Annotated in this window: 16 protein-coding genes; 7 read left to right on the top strand and 9 right to left on the bottom strand. The window is 65.4% G+C overall.

Features of this window, described 5'->3' with window-relative positions; genetic code table 11:
- Nucleotides 1-9: 9 nt before the first annotated feature.
- Nucleotides 10-1,320 carry an MFS transporter gene (locus ABIE08_RS08355; RefSeq protein ID WP_354550196.1) on the bottom strand — a complete coding sequence of 437 codons (1,311 nt, stop codon included), beginning with the start codon at nt 1,318-1,320 and terminating at the stop codon, nt 10-12.
- A 139-nt stretch (nt 1,321-1,459) separates the two neighbouring features.
- Nucleotides 1,460-2,305 (bottom strand): uracil-DNA glycosylase, encoded by an 846-nt coding sequence (locus ABIE08_RS08350; protein WP_354550194.1) that lies wholly within the window; start codon nt 2,303-2,305, stop codon nt 1,460-1,462.
- Nucleotides 2,306-2,391: 86 nt separating this feature from the next.
- On the opposite strand from ABIE08_RS08350, the gene ABIE08_RS08345 reads away from it, so the two are divergent.
- The 3 genes from ABIE08_RS08345 to ABIE08_RS08335 all read left to right on the top strand — a co-directional run bounded on the left by ABIE08_RS08345 (nt 2,392) and on the right by ABIE08_RS08335 (nt 6,061).
- The gene (locus ABIE08_RS08345; RefSeq protein WP_436409513.1) at nt 2,392-3,705 is read left to right on the top strand and encodes a PQQ-dependent sugar dehydrogenase; all 1,314 of its coding nucleotides are present in this window, start codon (nt 2,392-2,394) and stop codon (nt 3,703-3,705) included.
- Nucleotides 3,706-3,883: 178 nt separating this feature from the next.
- Nucleotides 3,884-5,545, top strand: coding sequence for an electron transfer flavoprotein-ubiquinone oxidoreductase (locus ABIE08_RS08340; protein ID WP_354550192.1), 1,662 nt, complete (start codon nt 3,884-3,886; stop codon nt 5,543-5,545).
- A gap of 108 nt (nt 5,546-5,653) precedes the next feature.
- Nucleotides 5,654-6,061, top strand: a complete 408-nt coding sequence (locus ABIE08_RS08335; protein WP_354550190.1) for a DoxX family protein — start codon at nt 5,654-5,656, stop codon at nt 6,059-6,061.
- Here the strand turns inward: ABIE08_RS08335 and pcaD are convergent, their stop codons facing one another.
- The 3 genes from pcaD to ABIE08_RS08320 all read right to left on the bottom strand — a co-directional run bounded on the left by pcaD (nt 6,062) and on the right by ABIE08_RS08320 (nt 8,505).
- Nucleotides 6,062-6,847: a 3-oxoadipate enol-lactonase gene (gene pcaD, locus ABIE08_RS08330; protein WP_354550188.1), complete on the bottom strand. Its 786-nt coding sequence runs from the start codon at nt 6,845-6,847 to the stop codon at nt 6,062-6,064.
- Nucleotides 6,848-7,101: 254 nt separating this feature from the next.
- Complete coding sequence (locus ABIE08_RS08325) at nt 7,102-7,548, bottom strand: SRPBCC family protein (protein WP_354550186.1); 447 nt, start codon at nt 7,546-7,548, stop codon at nt 7,102-7,104.
- 174 nt (nt 7,549-7,722) lie between these two features.
- A complete protein-coding gene (locus ABIE08_RS08320; RefSeq protein WP_354550184.1) occupies nt 7,723-8,505 on the bottom strand; it encodes an SDR family NAD(P)-dependent oxidoreductase in 783 nt (260 codons plus the stop codon).
- A 139-nt stretch (nt 8,506-8,644) separates the two neighbouring features.
- On the opposite strand from ABIE08_RS08320, the gene ABIE08_RS08315 reads away from it, so the two are divergent.
- Nucleotides 8,645-9,541 carry a LysR family transcriptional regulator gene (locus tag ABIE08_RS08315; protein ID WP_354550182.1) on the top strand — a complete coding sequence of 299 codons (897 nt, stop codon included), beginning with the start codon at nt 8,645-8,647 and terminating at the stop codon, nt 9,539-9,541.
- Between the two features lie 11 nt (nt 9,542-9,552).
- Here ABIE08_RS08315 and ABIE08_RS08310 read toward each other — a convergent pair whose 3' ends face one another.
- From ABIE08_RS08310 to ABIE08_RS08295, 4 genes are all read right to left on the bottom strand, one after another.
- Nucleotides 9,553-10,296 (bottom strand): peptidase, encoded by a 744-nt coding sequence (locus ABIE08_RS08310; protein ID WP_354550180.1) that lies wholly within the window; start codon nt 10,294-10,296, stop codon nt 9,553-9,555.
- 78 nt (nt 10,297-10,374) lie between these two features.
- Nucleotides 10,375-11,190, bottom strand: coding sequence for a transglutaminase family protein (locus ABIE08_RS08305; protein ID WP_354550178.1), 816 nt, complete (start codon nt 11,188-11,190; stop codon nt 10,375-10,377).
- Nucleotides 11,191-11,202: 12 nt separating this feature from the next.
- The gene (locus ABIE08_RS08300) at nt 11,203-12,144 is read right to left on the bottom strand and encodes an alpha-E domain-containing protein (RefSeq protein WP_354550176.1); all 942 of its coding nucleotides are present in this window, start codon (nt 12,142-12,144) and stop codon (nt 11,203-11,205) included.
- Nucleotides 12,145-12,291: 147 nt separating this feature from the next.
- Nucleotides 12,292-13,710, bottom strand: coding sequence for a circularly permuted type 2 ATP-grasp protein (locus ABIE08_RS08295; RefSeq protein ID WP_354550174.1), 1,419 nt, complete (start codon nt 13,708-13,710; stop codon nt 12,292-12,294).
- A 430-nt stretch (nt 13,711-14,140) separates the two neighbouring features.
- On the opposite strand from ABIE08_RS08295, the gene ABIE08_RS08290 reads away from it, so the two are divergent.
- From ABIE08_RS08290 to ABIE08_RS08280, 3 genes are all read left to right on the top strand, one after another.
- A complete protein-coding gene (locus tag ABIE08_RS08290; RefSeq protein WP_354550172.1) occupies nt 14,141-14,626 on the top strand; it encodes a VOC family protein in 486 nt (161 codons plus the stop codon).
- Nucleotides 14,627-14,728: 102 nt separating this feature from the next.
- A complete protein-coding gene (locus ABIE08_RS08285; RefSeq protein WP_354550170.1) occupies nt 14,729-15,718 on the top strand; it encodes a potassium channel beta subunit family protein in 990 nt (329 codons plus the stop codon).
- 173 nt (nt 15,719-15,891) lie between these two features.
- Entirely contained in the window at nt 15,892-16,920 is a 1,029-nt protein-coding gene (locus tag ABIE08_RS08280) for an amino acid ABC transporter substrate-binding protein (protein ID WP_354550168.1), read from the top strand.
- Nucleotides 16,921-16,952: the final 32 nt, after the last annotated feature.

Here is a 16,952-nt window from a genome sequence, read left to right as displayed (position 1 = left end):
CGGCGGCCGTCAGACCGCCGGCGGCAGGGCGGGCGGCAGGACCGGAAGCGGCGCCGTGGGCGGGGCCACCGTCTGCGGCGGCTTGGCTTCCTCGGCGCGCGGGTCGAGCGCGATCGTCTCCGGCGTCGCGTTCTTCAGCGGCGGCATCGATTGGAACGCATCGCGGGGGACGTCGCGCGGCGCCGGGCGACGCGACATGCGATAGGCCGTGTAGCCGATCAGCACGACATGCACGATGGAGAAGAAGGTGAACAGGCCGGCCGGGCCGAGATAAGTCATGGCGAGCGCGCCGATGATCGGGCCGATCATCGTGCCGAAGCCGGACATCAGCAGCAGGCCGCTCGCCACCTTCACGAAATCGTCCGGCGCGGCATAGTCGTTGGCATGCGCCACGGTAAGTCCGTACATTGGATAGATCATGCCGCCGAACAGGGCGATCATCCCGATGATGACGGTAGGCTGTGTGGGGCTGACGAAGGCGATGGCGAGGCTCATCACGATCGCCGCCGTAGCGACGCCGATCAGCACGAAGCGGCGGTCGATCTTGTCGGAGAGCTTGCCGAGCGGCACCTGGGTGATGGCGCCGCCGAGCACGGCCGCGCTCATGAAGAAGGCGATCACCGCCGTTGGCAGGCCGATCTTCTGGCCATAGACGGCGCCGAGCGTGCCGAAGGCGCCGTTGACGAGGCCGATCAGGAAGCAGCCCACTGCCGAGACGGGCGAATTGCGGAACAGGCTGCGTAGGTCGAGCGTGGTGGTCTTCAGCGGACGCGGCGTCTGCGCCGTCGAGAGCGCGGAGGGCAGGATCGCCAGGCAGTAGAAGATGGCGCCGAGCACGAAGAAGAAGAACCCTTCGGCCGGCGCGGTGGCGAGCAGCAGCTGGCCCGCGGTCGAGGCGGCGAAATTCACCATCTGGTAGACGGAGAAGATCGTGCCGCGGTTTTCGCGGGTGGCGCGCTCGTTGAGCCAGCTCTCCACGATCATCTGGGCGCCGGCAAAGCAGAAGCCGGAAAAGGCGCGCAGGCCGATCCACGCCCAGGGCGAGATCCACAGCAGGTTGATCAGGATGACGACGCCGGCGATCGAGGCCATGACGCCATAGGCGCGGACATGGCCGACACGGCGCACGATGCGCGGGACGATGATGCAGCCCAGCACGAAGCCGACCGCCCAGCCCGTGCCGATCAGGCCAAGCTCCGTGGTCGAGAACCCTTCAATCGCCCCGCGGATCGGGAGGAGCAGGCCGTGAATGCCGCCTGCGATGAGGAGAAGTGCCGACCCCATGAGGAGCGCGGCGACGGGAAGGAGCTGGGATGCCATTTTGACCGGGGGCGCCGAATTGCGGCCAATTCGATTTGAGGTGATGACTGACTTTGTCAGCCGTCCGCATGTCCAAAAGATGGCACTTTGTGGTGAATATCAGGTTTACAGAATGAAAAACCTGCGTCGCGCCAGATCTTTAGACTGGAGCAGCGTCCAAAGCAGCCTTCAGCACCAGAAGATCGCGCCAGACCAGACGCTTCTGCAGCGGTTGCAGTAGCAGATAGGCCGGATGCAGCGTTGCCATCGCCTGGATCTTGCGCTTGCCGGTGTCGTAGGGGAACCATTGACCTCGGACGCGCAAAAGACCTTCGTTCGTCGGCAATAATTCCTTGGCGGCCATTGGTCCGAGGCAGACCAGGAAATCCGGATCGACGAGCTCTATCTGCCGGTCGAGGAAGGGCCGGCAGATGGCGGTCTCCTGCGGGGTCGGCGCGCGGTTGCCCGGTGGCCGCCACGGAACGATGTTGGTCAGGCAGACTTCGGCCCGCGACAGGCCGATCGCGGCCAGCATGCGGTCGAGCAGGGGACCCGGCGGTCCCACGAAAGGCTCGCCCTGCAGGTCCTCGTCGCGGCCCGGCGGATCGCCGACCAGCATGACGCGGGCGGCGGGGTTGCCGCTCGCAAAGACCAGCGACTTCGCCGTCGTCTTCAGCGCGCAACCCTCGAAGCGCGTCAGCACGTCCTTCAGCGCTTCCAGCGTATCGGCGCTCGCGGCGGCTTCCCGGGCTGCGAGCGCGTCCGCCTCCGGCGACATGGCGGTGGCGATCGCCGCGGCGACGGTCGCTTGCGGATGGGGGCGGGCGGCGGGCTCGAAGCTTGGCAGGGGGCGATGCGCCGGCTCCGGCGCTGCCTCCTCGGCAACTCTCGCGACCAGGCGATTGACAGGCTCTTCCTCGATCGCCACGTCGACATCATTGGCGACGTACCAATCCAGCAGCGCCGCCAGCGCGTCGGGGGACGGGGATTGCAACTCGGAAGCCATCATATCGTTCTTGAGTAGGCGCAACGCTCGCCTATGTCGACCCTGTGGGGCCGCCGCACAATAGCATAATTCAGGGAGATGCCGCCGTGACCCGACGCCTGCTGGCCGCCGCCCTTGTCCTTCTTCCCGCGATGGCGCTCGCCGATGCGCCGAAGACGGGAGCGGCAGCCTTTGGCGACTGGCGGGCCGACCGGCCCGGCGTGCAGCGCTGGATTCGCCCGGGCGATCTGCCGGCGCCCTATGCGACGGAATCGGTCGCGACCCAGCCCGATATCGTGGCGCGGCCGAAGGGCAGGGTGCCGCGCGTTCCCGCCGGCTTCGTCGCGGAACTGGTCGCGGACGGGCTGAACATCCCGCGCGTCCTGCGCACGGCGCCAAACGGCGACATCTTCCTGGCCGAAAGCGGTGCCGGGCAGGTCCGCGTGCTGCCGGCCGGAGGCGGCGACCCGGCGGTCTTCGCCAAGGGGCTCGACCGGCCCTATGGCATCGCCTTCTATCCGCCCGGCCCGGATCCGCAATTCGTCTATGTCGCCGAGACCGACAAGGTGGTGCGCTTCCCCTATGTGGCCGGAGACCGGCAGGCGCGGGGCAAGAGCGAGGTCATTGTTGACGGATTGCCGAAGGGCGGATCGCACTGGACGCGCGACATCGCCTTCTCGCCGGATGGCAGGAAGCTGTTCGTCTCCGTCGGTTCGGCTTCGAATGCTGGTGAGTCGATGGGGAAGAAGGACAAGCAGGCCATCGCCGACTGGGAGGCCGGCCATGGGCTTGGCGCCGCCTGGGGATCGGAAGCCGGCCGCGCCGCGGTTCTGACCGCGGATCCGCATGGTCGCAATGTCAGCAGCTTCGCGACCGGCATCCGCAATTGCTCGGGGCTGGCGATCGAGCCTGTCAGCGGGGCGCTCTGGTGCGCCACCAACGAGCGCGACGGCCTCGGCGACAATTTGCCGCCCGACTACGCGACCAGCGTCCAGGAGGGCGGATTCTATGGCTGGCCCTGGTTCTATATCGGCGCCAATCCGGACCCTCGCCATGAGGGGGCGCGGGCCGATCTGAAGGCGCGCGTCACCGTGCCGGACGTGCTGATCCAGCCGCATTCGGCGCCGCTCGGCATCACTTTCTATGAGGGCGACACCTTTCCTCAGGACTATCGCGGCGATGGTTTCGTCGCCCTGCATGGCTCGTGGAAACGCGGCAAGCCTACGGGATACAAGGTAGTCCGCCTGCTCATGAGAGATGGCAAGCCGACGGGCGCCTATGAGGACTTCATGACCGGCTTCGTTCTCTCCGATGACAGCCTGTGGGGTCGCCCGGTCGGTGTCGCCACCGGCAAGGACGGCGCGCTCTATGTCTCGGAAGACGCCAATGGAACGGTCTGGCGCGTTCGGAAGGTGAAATAATTCGCTGCCCGCCGCGAGTGCTGCGGCTTGCGCTGGTAGGCAGGAGCGAACCTTGCCCGATCGGCATCATGTTGATGCGCAAGGCTCATCAAGTCCTTCGCTTCACTATATTTTCGGCATTGCCTGAGGTTTGTTGCTCTTCTAAAGAGGGGCCAACAACCGAACCGGATGGGCACGCATGGCAATCTCGGCAGAGCTTCCCGATCGCGAAGCGATGGAATTTGACGTTGTGATCGTGGGCGCCGGTCCGGCCGGGCTCGCGGCGGCCATCCGCTTGAAACAGCTCGATCCGGACGTCACCGTCGTCGTGGTCGAAAAGGGCTCCGAAGTCGGCGCGCACATCCTGTCCGGCGCGGTGATCGATCCGATCGCCCTCGACAAGCTGCTGCCTGAATGGCGGCAGGAGAGCGACACGCCGCTGAAGACGCCGGTGGTCGAGGACCAGTTCCTGTTCCTGGGTCCTGCCGGATCGGTTCGCCTGCCGAACTTTATGATGCCGCCGCTGATGTCGAACCACGGCAATTATGTCGTCTCGCTCGGCAATGTCTGCCGCTGGCTGGCGGCCAAGGCCGAGGCGCTGGGCGTCGAGATCTATCCGGGCTTCGCCGCCGCCGAACTGCTTTTCGACGAGAACGGCGCCGTTGCCGGTGTCGCGACCGGTGACATGGGCGTCGGCCGCGATGGCGAGCCGGGCCCCAATTTCCAGCGCGGCATGGAGCTGCGCGGCAAGTACACGCTGATCGGCGAGGGCGCGCGCGGCTCGCTCGCCAAGCAGCTGATCGGCTCGTTCGGCCTGGCGGAAGGGCGCGAGCCGCAGAAATACGGCCTGGGCATCAAAGAGCTCTGGCAGGTCGACCCGAAGCTGCACAAGCCCGGACTGGTGCAGCATTCCTTCGGCTGGCCGCTCGATTTCTCGACCGGCGGCGGCTCGTTCCTCTATCACCTCGAGGACAACCAGGTCGTCGTCGGCTTCGTCGTGCACCTGAACTACAAGAATCCCTATCTGTCGCCCTTCGAGGAATTCCAGCGCTTCAAGACGCACCCCGCGATTGCACCCGTTTTCTCCGGCGGCAAGCGCCTTTCCTATGGCGCGCGCGCGATCACCGAAGGCGGCTACCAGTCGGTGCCGAAGCTGGTGTTCCCCGGCGGCGCGCTGATCGGCTGCTCGGCCGGCTTCGTCAACCTGCCCCGCATCAAGGGCAGCCACAACGCCATGCTCTCCGGCATGGAGGCGGCAGAGAATGTCGCCGAGGCGCTGGCGGCGGGTCGCTCGGGCGACGAACTGCTGGGCTATGAGGCGAACTGGCGCAAGGGGCCGATCGGCCGCGACCTGAAGACGGTGCGCAACGTCAAGCCGCTCTGGTCGAAGCTCGGCACGCTGGGCGGCATCCTCGCCGGCGGCATCGACATGTGGGCCAACACGCTCGGCTTCACCCTTTTCGGTACGCTGAAGCACGGCAAGCCGGACTTTGCCGCGACGCGCCCGGCGGCCGAATGCAAGAAGATCGCCTATCCCAAGCCGGACGGCGTGTTGACCTTCGATCGTCTTTCCTCGGTGTTCCTGTCGAACACCAACCATGAGGAAGACCAGCCGATCCATCTGCAGGTGCTGGACCCGGCGCTACAGAAGACCTCGGAACACGACGTCTATGCCGGACCCTCGGCCCGCTATTGCCCGGCCGGCGTCTATGAGTGGGTGGAAGAGCCGAACGGGCCGCGCTTCGTGATCAACGCGCAGAACTGCGTCCACTGCAAGACCTGCGATATCAAGGACCCGAACCAGAACATCAACTGGACGACGCCCGAGGGCGCCGGCGGGCCCAACTATCCCAATATGTGATCACGTTTGCGTGATCATAAGTTTATCTTCTGTCCCCGTCTCGATGTCGCCCTGTGCTAGGCGCGATCCCTGATGCTGTGTTAGCAGGGGCGCACCGATCACCTGGAGATGTTGACAGTGCTATTTGAGAAGGTTTCTAAGTTTCAGCCTTATACGCTTGGGTTGTTGCGCATCGTTTCTTCGTTGATCTTCATGGCGCACGGAACGCAGAAGATTCTCGGCTTCCCGGCTTCGGATAAAGCGCCGGCCATGTTCAGTCTTTCGTGGACGGCGGGCATGCTGGAACTGGTCGGCGGTTTCCTGCTGCTGATCGGGCTGTTCTCGCGCCCGGTCGCCTTCGTGCTGTCCGGCCTGATGGCCTTCGCATACTGGATGGCCCATGCACCGCGGAGCGTCTACCCGGTGCTGAATGGCGGCGACGCCGCCATCCTCTATTGCTTCATCTTCCTGTATCTGGTCTTCGCCGGCCCCGGCCGCTGGAGCGTCGACGCGCTGCTGAAGCGCGAGCGCGCCTGATCAGGCCAGGAGGAAGTCGAGCAGGATGCGGTTGAACGCCTCGGGCTGCTCGACATTGCAAAGATGCGCGGCGTTCCGGATGACTTCCATCCGGGCGCCGTCGATATGCGACACCCATTCGCGCGCCTTGGCCGGCTGCACCGTCGCATCGTGGTCGGCACAGATCACCAGGGTCGGCGTCTGGATCAAGGCGAGGTCCTCGCGCAGGTCCATCTCGCCCAGCGCCTCGCAGCAGGCGGCATAGCCCTCGGCCGGCGTATCGAGAATCATCTCGCGGATGCGGGCCACGGTTTCCGGGTGGGCGGCGCGAAAACTTTCCTGGAACCAGCGGCCGATCACGGCGTCGACGAGCGCCGACAGGCCTTCGTTGCGCGCCGTCTTGGCCCGGCCTTCCCACATGTCGCGCGGCGGCAGATGCGGCGCCGAGGCGCAAATCACCAGCTTCTCGACATAGTCCGGCTTGTTGGCGGCCAGCCAGGCAGCGACCATGCCGCCCTTGGACAGGCCGACGACATGCGCCGTTTCGACGTCGACCGCGTCGAGCACGCCGCGCGCATCGCGGCCGAGCCGGTCGATCGTATAGGGCGTATCGGGCACGTCGGAGCCGCCATGGCCCCGGTCGTCGAAGCGGATCAAGCGGAAATGCTCGCGCAGCGCCGGGAGCTGCGGCTCCCACATGCCGAGATTGGTGCCGAGGGCGTTGGTCAGGAGGAGTGGTGGTTTGCCATTGTCCGGATCTGCCTCGACATTCAGTCGGATGCGATCGTCCATAGCGATCAGTGGCATGAGAAACCCCGTCAAACTTGCCAGCGGATCGGGTCGGCCCGCAGGATGGCGGCATGCTCCTGACGAGAGCATTGCTGGCGTCAGCCTATATAAGGGAACTGGTTCGGCCAAGAGGCTGGATCAACCGGTACTTCGTCAACCGCTGATCTTCCCCAATCCTTGGCGCGGCAAGATGAGCAGGCCTGGCAGCCCCCGGCCGTCTTGCGGGACGCGACGGCATGAGCGCGCCGTCGCGCGTTCCCGGAGCGCCGCCGCTATTTCTTGCCGCCGCGGGTGACAAAGCGTTCGAGCCGCTCGATCGCCCCTGTCCAGATCGCCAGCTGGCTGGCGCGGCTCGCCTCGTCGGCGAGGCCTTCCTGGGTGAGCGTCAGCATGGTGCCGCCTTGCTCGCCGTGGAACGTCACGGTCACCAGGCTCGGCGCCTCGGGCGCGGCCAGCCAGGTCCAGTTCATGGCCAGCGACTGGTCGGGTACAAGCGCTTGGTAGCTGCCGGTGGCCTCCTGCTGGCCGTCGGCGGTTTTGAAGCGGATGCGGAAGGCGCCGCCGACGCGGAGATCCGTCTCGGCCTCGACGCTGCCTTCTGCGGTGTCATGCGGGCCGAACCAATGGACAAGCTTGGCGGGGTCGGTCCAGGCCTTGAAGATCCGGGCGGGCGACGCCTTCAACTGGCGCTTCAGCGTCAGGCTTGGCTTGTCGGTCATGATGTTGGGTGCTCCACGAAAACGGCGGGGCGGCCGAACGGCGCCGCCCTCGACGCTGGTATCGATGCAGCCACCCCGCCTGTCAATCGAACGCGGCGCTCCCTCCCGCTCGATCCCGCCGCCAGGTCGTGCGAGCGGGAGCTGTCGGGACCTGGCGGGTAGATGGTTCCAGAGTCAGCGAAGACCGGCGATGGTGAACCCGCCGTCGACGAGCAGGGACTGGCCGGTGACGAACCGCGCTTCGTCCGTCGAGAGCCAGACGGCGACGTCGCCGACATCCTCGGAGGTTCCGACACGCTTGGCCGGCGTGTGGGCGACGAAAGGCGCCAGCGCGCTGGCGTCATTGTTCGTCATGCGCCGCGCCATCGGCGTGTCGATGATGCCGGGATTGATGTTGTTGATGCGGATGTTGTGCGGACCGACTTCCAAGGCCACCGCGCGGATCATCGCATCCAGCCCGCCCTTGCTGGCCGAATAGGCCGAGGATCCGAAGGAGGCGCCGGCCGCCAGCCAGGATGAGGTGTTGACGATAGCGCCGCCTTGGCCGAGGGCGATCATCGCCTCGACCTCATATTTCACCGACAGCCAGACACCCTTCAGATTAATGCCGATGACGCGGTCGAATTCCTCTTCGGTCATCGCGGTGATCGGCGCGAAGCCCTCGATGCCGGCATTGTTGAAGGCGGCATCGAGGCGACCGAAGCGGTCGACGGTCGCCTTGACCAGCGCCTGGACCTCGCCCGACTTTGCTACGTCGGTGGAGACGGCGAGGGCGCTGCCGCCGGCTGTCTCGATGAGGCGGACGGTCTCGTCCAGTTCGGCGGCGCGCCGGCCGGCAACGACGACCCTGGCGCCCTCGCGGGCATAGGCCAAAGCTGCCGCGCGGCCGATGCCGCTGCCGCCGCCGGTAACGAGCGCGACGCGATCCTGCAGGCGGGGGGAGGGTGACTGGGACATTTAGACCTCATCCTTGGGACGGATGGCGCGCCGCAGACCGGCAGGGCCATCGATTGGTGACGAGGTGCAAATGGCTGTCGCGATTGTGAAACATAAGCCATGGTGCTTCGCATGTAGTCATGGGTGACATTCATCAATCATGCGTGCCAATGAACTGGCCGAACTGACGGCTTTCATCGCGGTCGCCGAGGAACGCAGCTTTCGCCGCGCCGCGGCGCGGTTGAACCTGACGCCTTCGACGCTCAGTCACTCGCTACGGTCGCTGGAAACCAGGTTGGGCGTCCGCCTGCTGAACCGCACGACGAGGACCGTCTCGCCGACCGAAGCAGGGCAGGCGCTGCTCGACCAGATCGGTCCCGCCTTCGCCAGTGTCGATCGGGCGGTCGAGGGGGTGAATGCGTTCAGCGCGCGGCCGCATGGCACGGTGCGCCTCAACGTGCCGCGCATGGCGGCCGCGCTGATCCTGGCGCCGCTGTTCCGCCGCTTCACGCAGGCCTATCCGGAAGTCACGCTGGAGGTCGCCGTCAACGACGCCTTCGTCGATATCGTGAGCGGCGGGTTCGACGCCGGCATCCGGCTCGGCGACAGCATCCGCCAGGACATGAGCGCGGTGCGGGTTTCCGCGGATTTCCGGGCTGCGATCGTCGGTTCGCCCGATTATTTCGCCCGGCATCCGCCGCCGAGGCAGCCGCAGGATCTGCGCGATCATCTCTGCATCGGCCGGCGGGAGATTTCGAGCGGCGGGCTCTATCGCTGGGAATTCGAGAAGGACGGCAAGTCCCTGGCGATGCCCGTCACCGGGCCGCTGGTGGTCGACACCTTCGACACGCTGCTGATCACGGCGGCCGTGGAGGGCATCGGCCTGCTCTACGCCGCCGATATCCTCGTCGCGAAGGAACTCGCGGATGGGCGGCTGATCCGCGTGCTGGAAGACTGGAGCCCGACGGTGCCGGGCTTCCATCTCTATTATCCCGGCCGCCGCCATGTCTCAGCCGCCTTGCGCGCGCTGATCGAGATGATCCGCGTCGAGTCCTGAGCGTTCCGGACCTAGATCGGGCCGTAGGGCGGCTCGGGGATCGCCTGGTGCGCGGCGCGCAGCGCGGCCGACCAGCGTTCGCGCAGGCCCGCGAAATAGGCGTCATTGTCGTCGATGCGATGCGAGATCGAGATCTTCAGCTCGTCGCGACGGACGACCAGGACATCGATCGGCATGCCAACGCCGAGATTGGAGCGCAGCGTCGAATCCATCGACACGAGGCCGAGCTTTAGCGCTTCGGAAATCGGCGTGTCGGCGGTGACGGCGCGGTCCAGGATCGGCTTGCCGTATTTGTGCTCGCCGATCTGCAGATAGGGCGTATCGGTCGTCGCCTCGATGAAATTGCCGGCCGAGTAGACCATGAACAGACGCAGGCGCCCGCCCTTGACCTGGCCAGCCAGCAGCATGGTGACATCGAAGCTCGCGGCCTGCTGCTCCATCGACTTGCCATGGATGCGGTAGACCTCGCGGATCGCCCGGCCGACGAACTGCGCCACCTTGAACATGCTGGGGATGGTGTAGATCGTGTCGATCTTGCCCGTTTCCGGGTTTTCGAGGCCTTCGGTCAGGACATTGAGGACGGACTGGCTGACGGCAAGGTTACCCGCCGTGGCAAGCGCGATCACGCGCTCTCCCTCGGTCTGGTAGAGGTGCAGCTTCCGGAACGTCGCAATGTTGTCGAGGCCGGCATTGGTGCGCGTGTCGGCCAGCATAACAAGGCCTTCGCGAACCAGGATTCCAACGCAATAGGTCATAAATTCTTTATCCTGCCCCACCCCGGCCGGTGTTTTAGGCCGCTAAATTTGAGGCGCAAGTGAAAAATTGCCATCGACCTATCTCCGGGCCGAGCGCGCTTCCGACACACTGATCGAAATCGTCGGCGCGGTAACCCCGTCGCCATAGGCTGCCCCGCGTACCGGAGACGACCCGATTCGGTCCAATCCGATGGCCAGTCGGACATGAGTATCCGTCGGACAGAGATTCGTTGCTACATCGAATCCGACCCAGCCCACTCCATCGAGAAAGGCTTCGGCCCAGCCATGCTCGCTGGTCGCCGGCGCCTCGGCCTCCGGCCGGAACAGATAGCCGCTGGCATAGCGGGCCGGGATCCCGAGATGGCGAGCGGCGGCGATCATCACATGCGCCATGGCGCGGGCGTCGCCACGGCTGGCGGCGAAGGTGGCCTTGGCGCTGTCGTCGGTCGTCTCGCCGAGCAGGATGCGCTCGTGCAGGCTGTTCATCAGCCAGTGCAGCCGCGACAGCCGGTCGGTCGGCGTGGAGGCGGCGACATCGTCGGCAAAGGCGCGGATCTCGGCGTCGGGGACCGTCAGCGGCGTCCCGCGCAGGAAGACGCCGACCGGAAAGCGCTCCGCCTGGCCGCGCACCATGCCGGCCATGTCGTGCGTCTCGACATCGCCAAGCGCGGTGATGACCAGGCCGTCGAGCTTTCCCTGGGTGGTGAAGGACTGGACGACATTGCCGAACGGGTCGGTGGCGGTGTCGAGCCGGCAGTCGTGATCGACCTCGATGCGCCAGTTGACGACGAACTGGCCGTCATGGCCGCGCGGGGTCAGCCGAAGCGTCTGGATCGCGCCCAGAGCGGGCGGGTCGAAGCTGTAGGCGGTTTCGTGAACGATCCGGAGGCGCATGAACCGTTCCCGTCAGGCTAGATACTGGTCGGTGATCGCCTGTCCCAGACGGCCATTGTCGGCGATGAACTCGGTCAGGAATTCATGCAGGCCGCCGCTGAATACGTCGTCGATATTGGCGTTTTGCAGCCGGTTGCGGGTCGAGCGGGCGACACGCTGGGCCGGCCCCTGGCGGCCATAGGCGAGCGAGAGCTCGTCAAGGAAGGCGCAGATGTTCTCGTAGCAGGAGGCGAGCGAGCGCGGCAGCTGGTCGTTCAGGACCAGCAGATCGGCGACGAGCCAGGGCTTCAGGCTCTCGCGATAGACCCAGTGATAGGCCGTGTTGGCCGATACCGAGCGCAGGATCGACGACCACTGGAAGAAATCGAGGCCACCGCCGACGCTCTCCTCGGCCGGCAGCAGCAGGTGATATTTGACGTCGAGGATGCGGGCCGTGTTGTCGGCGCGCTCGATGAAGGAGCCGAGGCTCGAGAAGAAATAGACGTCGTTGCGGATCATTGTCCGGTAGGCGGAGCCGTCGAAGCGCAGCGAGGCTTCCTTCACATAGACCAGGAAGTCGTTGAGGCGCATGCGGTCGCGCGAGGCGCCGTTGAAATCGCGCAGGCCGAGCCAGGCGCCGTTGATGGCGTCCCACATTTCCGACGTCAGCGCGGTGCGCACGGTGCGCGCGTTCACCCGGGCACGCTCCAGGCAAGAGCGGATGGAGGAGGGGTTTTCCGGCGAGAAGGCGAGGAAATCGATGATGTTCTCGGCCGTCGGTTCCCGGTTCAGCGACTTGAACAGGCCGAGCGCGCCGGTGGCGGCGACGGCGGATTCCCATTCGTTCGAGCCGCCGGCATAGGCGATCGGCATGGCGGCGAGGCGGTTGGCGGCGTCGATGATGCGGGCGGTGTTTTCGGCGCGCTCGACATAGCGGGCAAGCCAGAACAGATTATCGGCGGTACGGCTCAGCACGGAAAACAACTCCGGATGGTAAGACCCTCGCTCCGATCCCGCCCCGTGACGGGGAGGGAAGAAGCGGCTGTCGCAAGTCGATCCAGCCCGCGCGCCGCATGCCTTGCCCGATGAAGAGCGGAGGCATGGTGCCGGGGGCTATCCAGTTCAGGCATCGAGCACCCACGTGTCCTTGGTGCCGCCGCCCTGGCTCGAATTGACCACCAGCGAGCCCTCCTTGAGGGCGACGCGGGTCAAGCCGCCGGGAACGATGCGCACCTTGTCCTTGCCCGAAAGCACGAAGGGACGCAGGTCGACATGGCGCGGCGCGATGCCGGCATCCACGAAGGTCGGCGAGGTGGAGAGCGCCAACGTCGGCTGGGCGATGAAATCGTCCGGATTGGCGCGCAGCTTGGCGCCGAACTCCTCGCGGGTCTTCTTGTCGGCGGCCGGGCCGATCAGCATGCCATAGCCGCCGGAGCCCGCCACTTCCTTGACCACCATCGTGTCGAGATGTTCGAGGACGTATTTCAGCGCGTCCGGCTCGCGGCAGCGCCAGGTCGGCACGTTCTTCAGGATCGGCTCCTCGCCGAGATAGAAGCGGACGATCTCCGGCATGTAGGAATAGACCGCCTTGTCGTCGGCGACGCCGGTGCCGACCGCGTTCGACAGCGTGATATTGCCGGCGCGATAGGCATTCATCAGCCCCGGCACGCCGAGGATCGAATCCGGCCGGAAGGTGAGGGGGTCGAGGAAGTCGTCATCGAGGCGGCGATAGAGCACGTCGACGCGCTTCGGCCCCTCGGTCGTGCGCATGTAGACGACATTGTCGCGCACCTGCAGATCGCGGCCCTCGACCAGTTCGATGCCGAGCTTGTCGGCCAGGAACGAGTGTTCGTAGAAGGCCGAGTTGAACGGGCCAGGGGTGAGCAGGGCCACCGTCGGGTCGCCGGGGGCCGAGCGCGGCGCGACCGATTTCAGCGTGGCGAGCAGCGCGTCCGGATAATTCTCGACCGGTGCGATGCGGTGCTCGGCGAACAGGTCCGGGAACAGCTTCATCATCACTTCCCGGTTCTCCAGCATGTAGGAGACTCCGGAAGGCGTGCGGGCGTTGTCCTCGAGCACGTAGAAGGTGTCGGGGTCGACGCGGACGATGTCGATGCCGGCGATCATCACATAGATGTCATGCGCCAGCTTCACGCCGGCCATTTCCGGCTGGTAGTAGGGATTCTGGTAGATCAGGTCCTGCGGCACGATGCCGGCGCGCAGGATGTCTCCCTTGGAATAGATGTCGGTCAGGAAGGCGTTCAGCGCCTTGACCCGCTGTTCCAGTCCCTTCGAAAGCTTGGTCCATTCCGGCGCGGTGATGATGCGCGGAATGATGTCGAACGGAATGATCCGCTCCTCACCATCATTGTCGCCATAGACGGCGAAGGTGATGCCGATCCGGCGGAACAGCAGTTCCGCCTCGGCGCGGCGCGTCGAAAGGAGATCCGGCGGCGTCGCGTCCAGCCAACGCTTGAGGATCTCGTAGCCCGGCCGGCAGCTTTCGCTGCTCGCGCTCATCTCATCGAAGGCGACGACCATTGCGCGCTATCCCCCTTTGGTTGTCGTCACTCCCCAACCGCAAGCCCCGTGCCAGACAAGAATTCTCCCGGCTGCCACGGCGCCTCCAGCACGGGAGCGCGAGCACCATTGCATATGAGCCGGGCAATCTTGGCTAGGGGCTATCTGCCAAATTCGGCAGTTCCGCATTGACGCGGCGCGGAAGGCACCATTTGCCGCATAAATAGGCATTTTGGACCCGCCGCCGATCAAAGGGCTTCGGCACCAGGGAACGTAAACGGCCTGCTGGCGTTTTCCGATTTCTCGCCAGTGCGATCTTGCGCGCCCTAGGGCCCGACAGGTCGGGCCGCGCTTCGAGCGAGCGCAGCGACTCCGTTTTTCCGGAGGCTGCATCTTCGCATCGGGCGGGACCGGACAGCTCGGCGCGCAACTCGGATCAAAGGACATGGCCATGCAGAAGATCACTCCCTTCCTGTGGTTCGATAATCAGGTCGAAGAGGCGATCATCTACTACGTCTCGATCTTCAAGAGTGCGAAGGTCGGCAAGGTGGCTCGCTATGGCGAGGCGGGCCCGGGCCCCAAGGGCAGCGTCATGGCGGCGTCGTTCGAACTGGAGGGACTGGAGTTCACGGCGCTGAATGGCGGTCCTCACTTCAAGTTCAACGAGGCGATCTCCTTCGTGGTGAAATGCGATGACCAGGCGGAACTCGATGATCTCTGGGAGCGGCTTTCCGAAGATGGCCAGGAACGGCGCTGCGGCTGGGTGACGGACCGGTTCGGCATTTGCTGGCAGATCGTGCCCAGTACGCTCACCCCGATGTTGACCGACCCGGACGCCCAGAAATCGCAGCGCGTCATGGAGGCGCTGCTCCAGATGAACAAGATCGACATCGCGACGCTGGAGCAGGCCTTCGAGGGCCAGCCGGTCGAGTCGTGACGTCCCTTATGGGGCGGACGGTGGCGCGGCGCGAGCAACTCCACTAGTTTGCAGCCGCGGCGCGTGCGCCGCACAAAGATTTCCAGAAGGATCGGATTCACGATGCAGTATCGCCGTTTGGGCAAGTCGGGCCTGCAGGTCAGCGAGTTTTCGCTCGGCTCCTGGGTGACGTTCGGCAAGCAGGTCGACCAGCGTGACGCGCTCGACATCATGACGCTGGCCTATGACAGCGGAATCAATTTCTTCGACAATGCCGAGGGCTATGAGGCCGGCGTCTCCGAGACGCTGATGGGCGAGGCGCTCGCCAAGCTCGCCTGGAGCCGGGATTCCTACATCGTCTCCAGCAAGGTGTTCTGGGGTGGCTCGAAGCCGACGCAGCGCGGCCTTTCGCGCAAGCACGTCACCGATGCCTGCCACGCGGCGCTGAAGCGGCTGCACGTCGAATATCTCGACCTCTATTTCTGCCACCGCCCCGACATCGATACCCCGATCGAGGAAACGGTGCGCGCCATGCACGACCTCGTGCAGCAGGGCAAGGTGCTCTACTGGGGCACGTCGGAATGGTCGGCGCAGCAGCTGACCGAGGCCTGGGCCGTGGCGAAGGATCTGAAGATCACGCCGCCGACCATGGAGCAGCCGCAGTACAATCTGTTCGAGCGCGACAAGGTCGAGGGCGACTATCGCCCGCTCTACGACCTGATGGGCCTCGGCACCACGATCTGGTCGCCGCTCGCTTCCGGCATCCTGACCGGCAAGTACAACAAGGGCATTCCCGCCGGCAGCCGCCTGGACCTGCCGGGCTATGAGTGGCTCAAGGAGCTTTGGCAGAGCGAGAAGGGCAAGCAGCGCATCGGCCAGGTCGAGAAGCTGGCGGCGCTGGCCGAAGAGATCGGCATTCCGATCCACCACATGGCGCTGCTCTGGTGCCTCGCCAACAAGAACGTCTCGACCGTCATCCTCGGCGCTTCGAAGAAGAGCCAGCTGCAGGACAACCTCGCCGCCCTCGACAGCCGCGACAAGCTGACGCCCGAAGTGCTCGACAAGATCGACGCCATCCTCGGCAACAAGCCGGCCGCGCCCGAGCGCTACTAGGCGGTCCCGGTCCGCTTCCCTTTCACGAAGAAGATGTCATGGCCGGGCTTGTCCCGGCCATTTCCTTTTGTGCCTGCCGCCGGGACGTCGCGACATCTGTGGTTGTGGCCTTGTTGGCGGCGCGCGCCGATGTATCATGGCCCAATTGCCGTAGCGCTATCCGGGGTTCGTCGATGACGTTGCCATGCTTTTCCGTTCGCTGGTCGGCGTGCGCCACGGCCCTGTTCCTGGGCCTGCTGCTGATCACTGGCTCCGGCGGCCCGGCGAAGGCGGGGACGCTGGAGGACGTGAAGGCGCGCGGTACGCTGGTGTGCGGTGTCAGCGAGGGGCTGGGCGGCTTCTCGGAGAAGGACGAGCAGGGCACCTGGCGCGGCTTCGACGTCGATTTTTGCAAGGCGGTCGCGCTCGCCATCTTTGCCGATGCCGGCAAGGTCGAATACGTGCCGCTTTCGGCCTCCGACCGCTTCCAGGCGCTGATGGACCGAAAGGTGGACCTGCTCTCCCGCAACAGCACCTGGACGCTGGCGCGCGATGCCGGGCAGTCGCTGGAGTTCGTCGGCGTCAGCTATTTCGACGGCCAGGGCTTCATGGTGCCGGCGCTCTATGGCGCAACCAGCCCGCTGCAGCTGAATGGTGCCACCATCTGCGTCGTCAGCGGAACCACGACCCAGGACAACGCCACCGCCTATTTCGAGCGGGCCGGGCTTAAGGTTTCGTTCCTGCCCTTTGAAGCGCGGCAGGATGCGCGCAAGGCCTATGCGGACGGCAAGTGCGACGCCTACACCGCAGATCGCTCGGCGCTTGCCGGCGAACGGGCCGACCTGCCGAAGCCGGACGACCATGTCATTCTCAAGGATGTCATCTCGAAGGAGCCGCTCGGGCCCGTGGTGCGCGATGACGATCCCAAATGGGTCAACCTCGTGCGCTGGGTGTTGTTCGGGCTGATCGACGCGGAGGAGGTCGGGCTGACCTCCGATTCCATCGCCGCCGACAAGGCTCAGCAGGCGGGCATGCTCGGTTCCCTGAGCGGGCCGTCTCTGGGCTTGCCCGATGGCTGGCTCACCCAGGTGATCGGCGGGGTCGGCAATATGGGCGAGATCTTCGAACGCAATCTCGGCGAGGAAACGCCGATGCAATTGAGCCGTGGCATCAACGCACTCTGGACACAAGGCGGGATCCTCTATGCGCCGCCCCTTCAGTAACGCTCCGATCCGACACTTCCGGGTCCGCCTCT

Source organism: Kaistia defluvii (assembly GCF_040548815.1).
Lineage (GTDB): Bacteria > Pseudomonadota > Alphaproteobacteria > Rhizobiales > Kaistiaceae > Kaistia > Kaistia defluvii_A.
The sequence above is the reverse complement of the archived record's forward strand: the minus strand, read 5'-3'. Positions and strand labels throughout refer to the sequence as shown.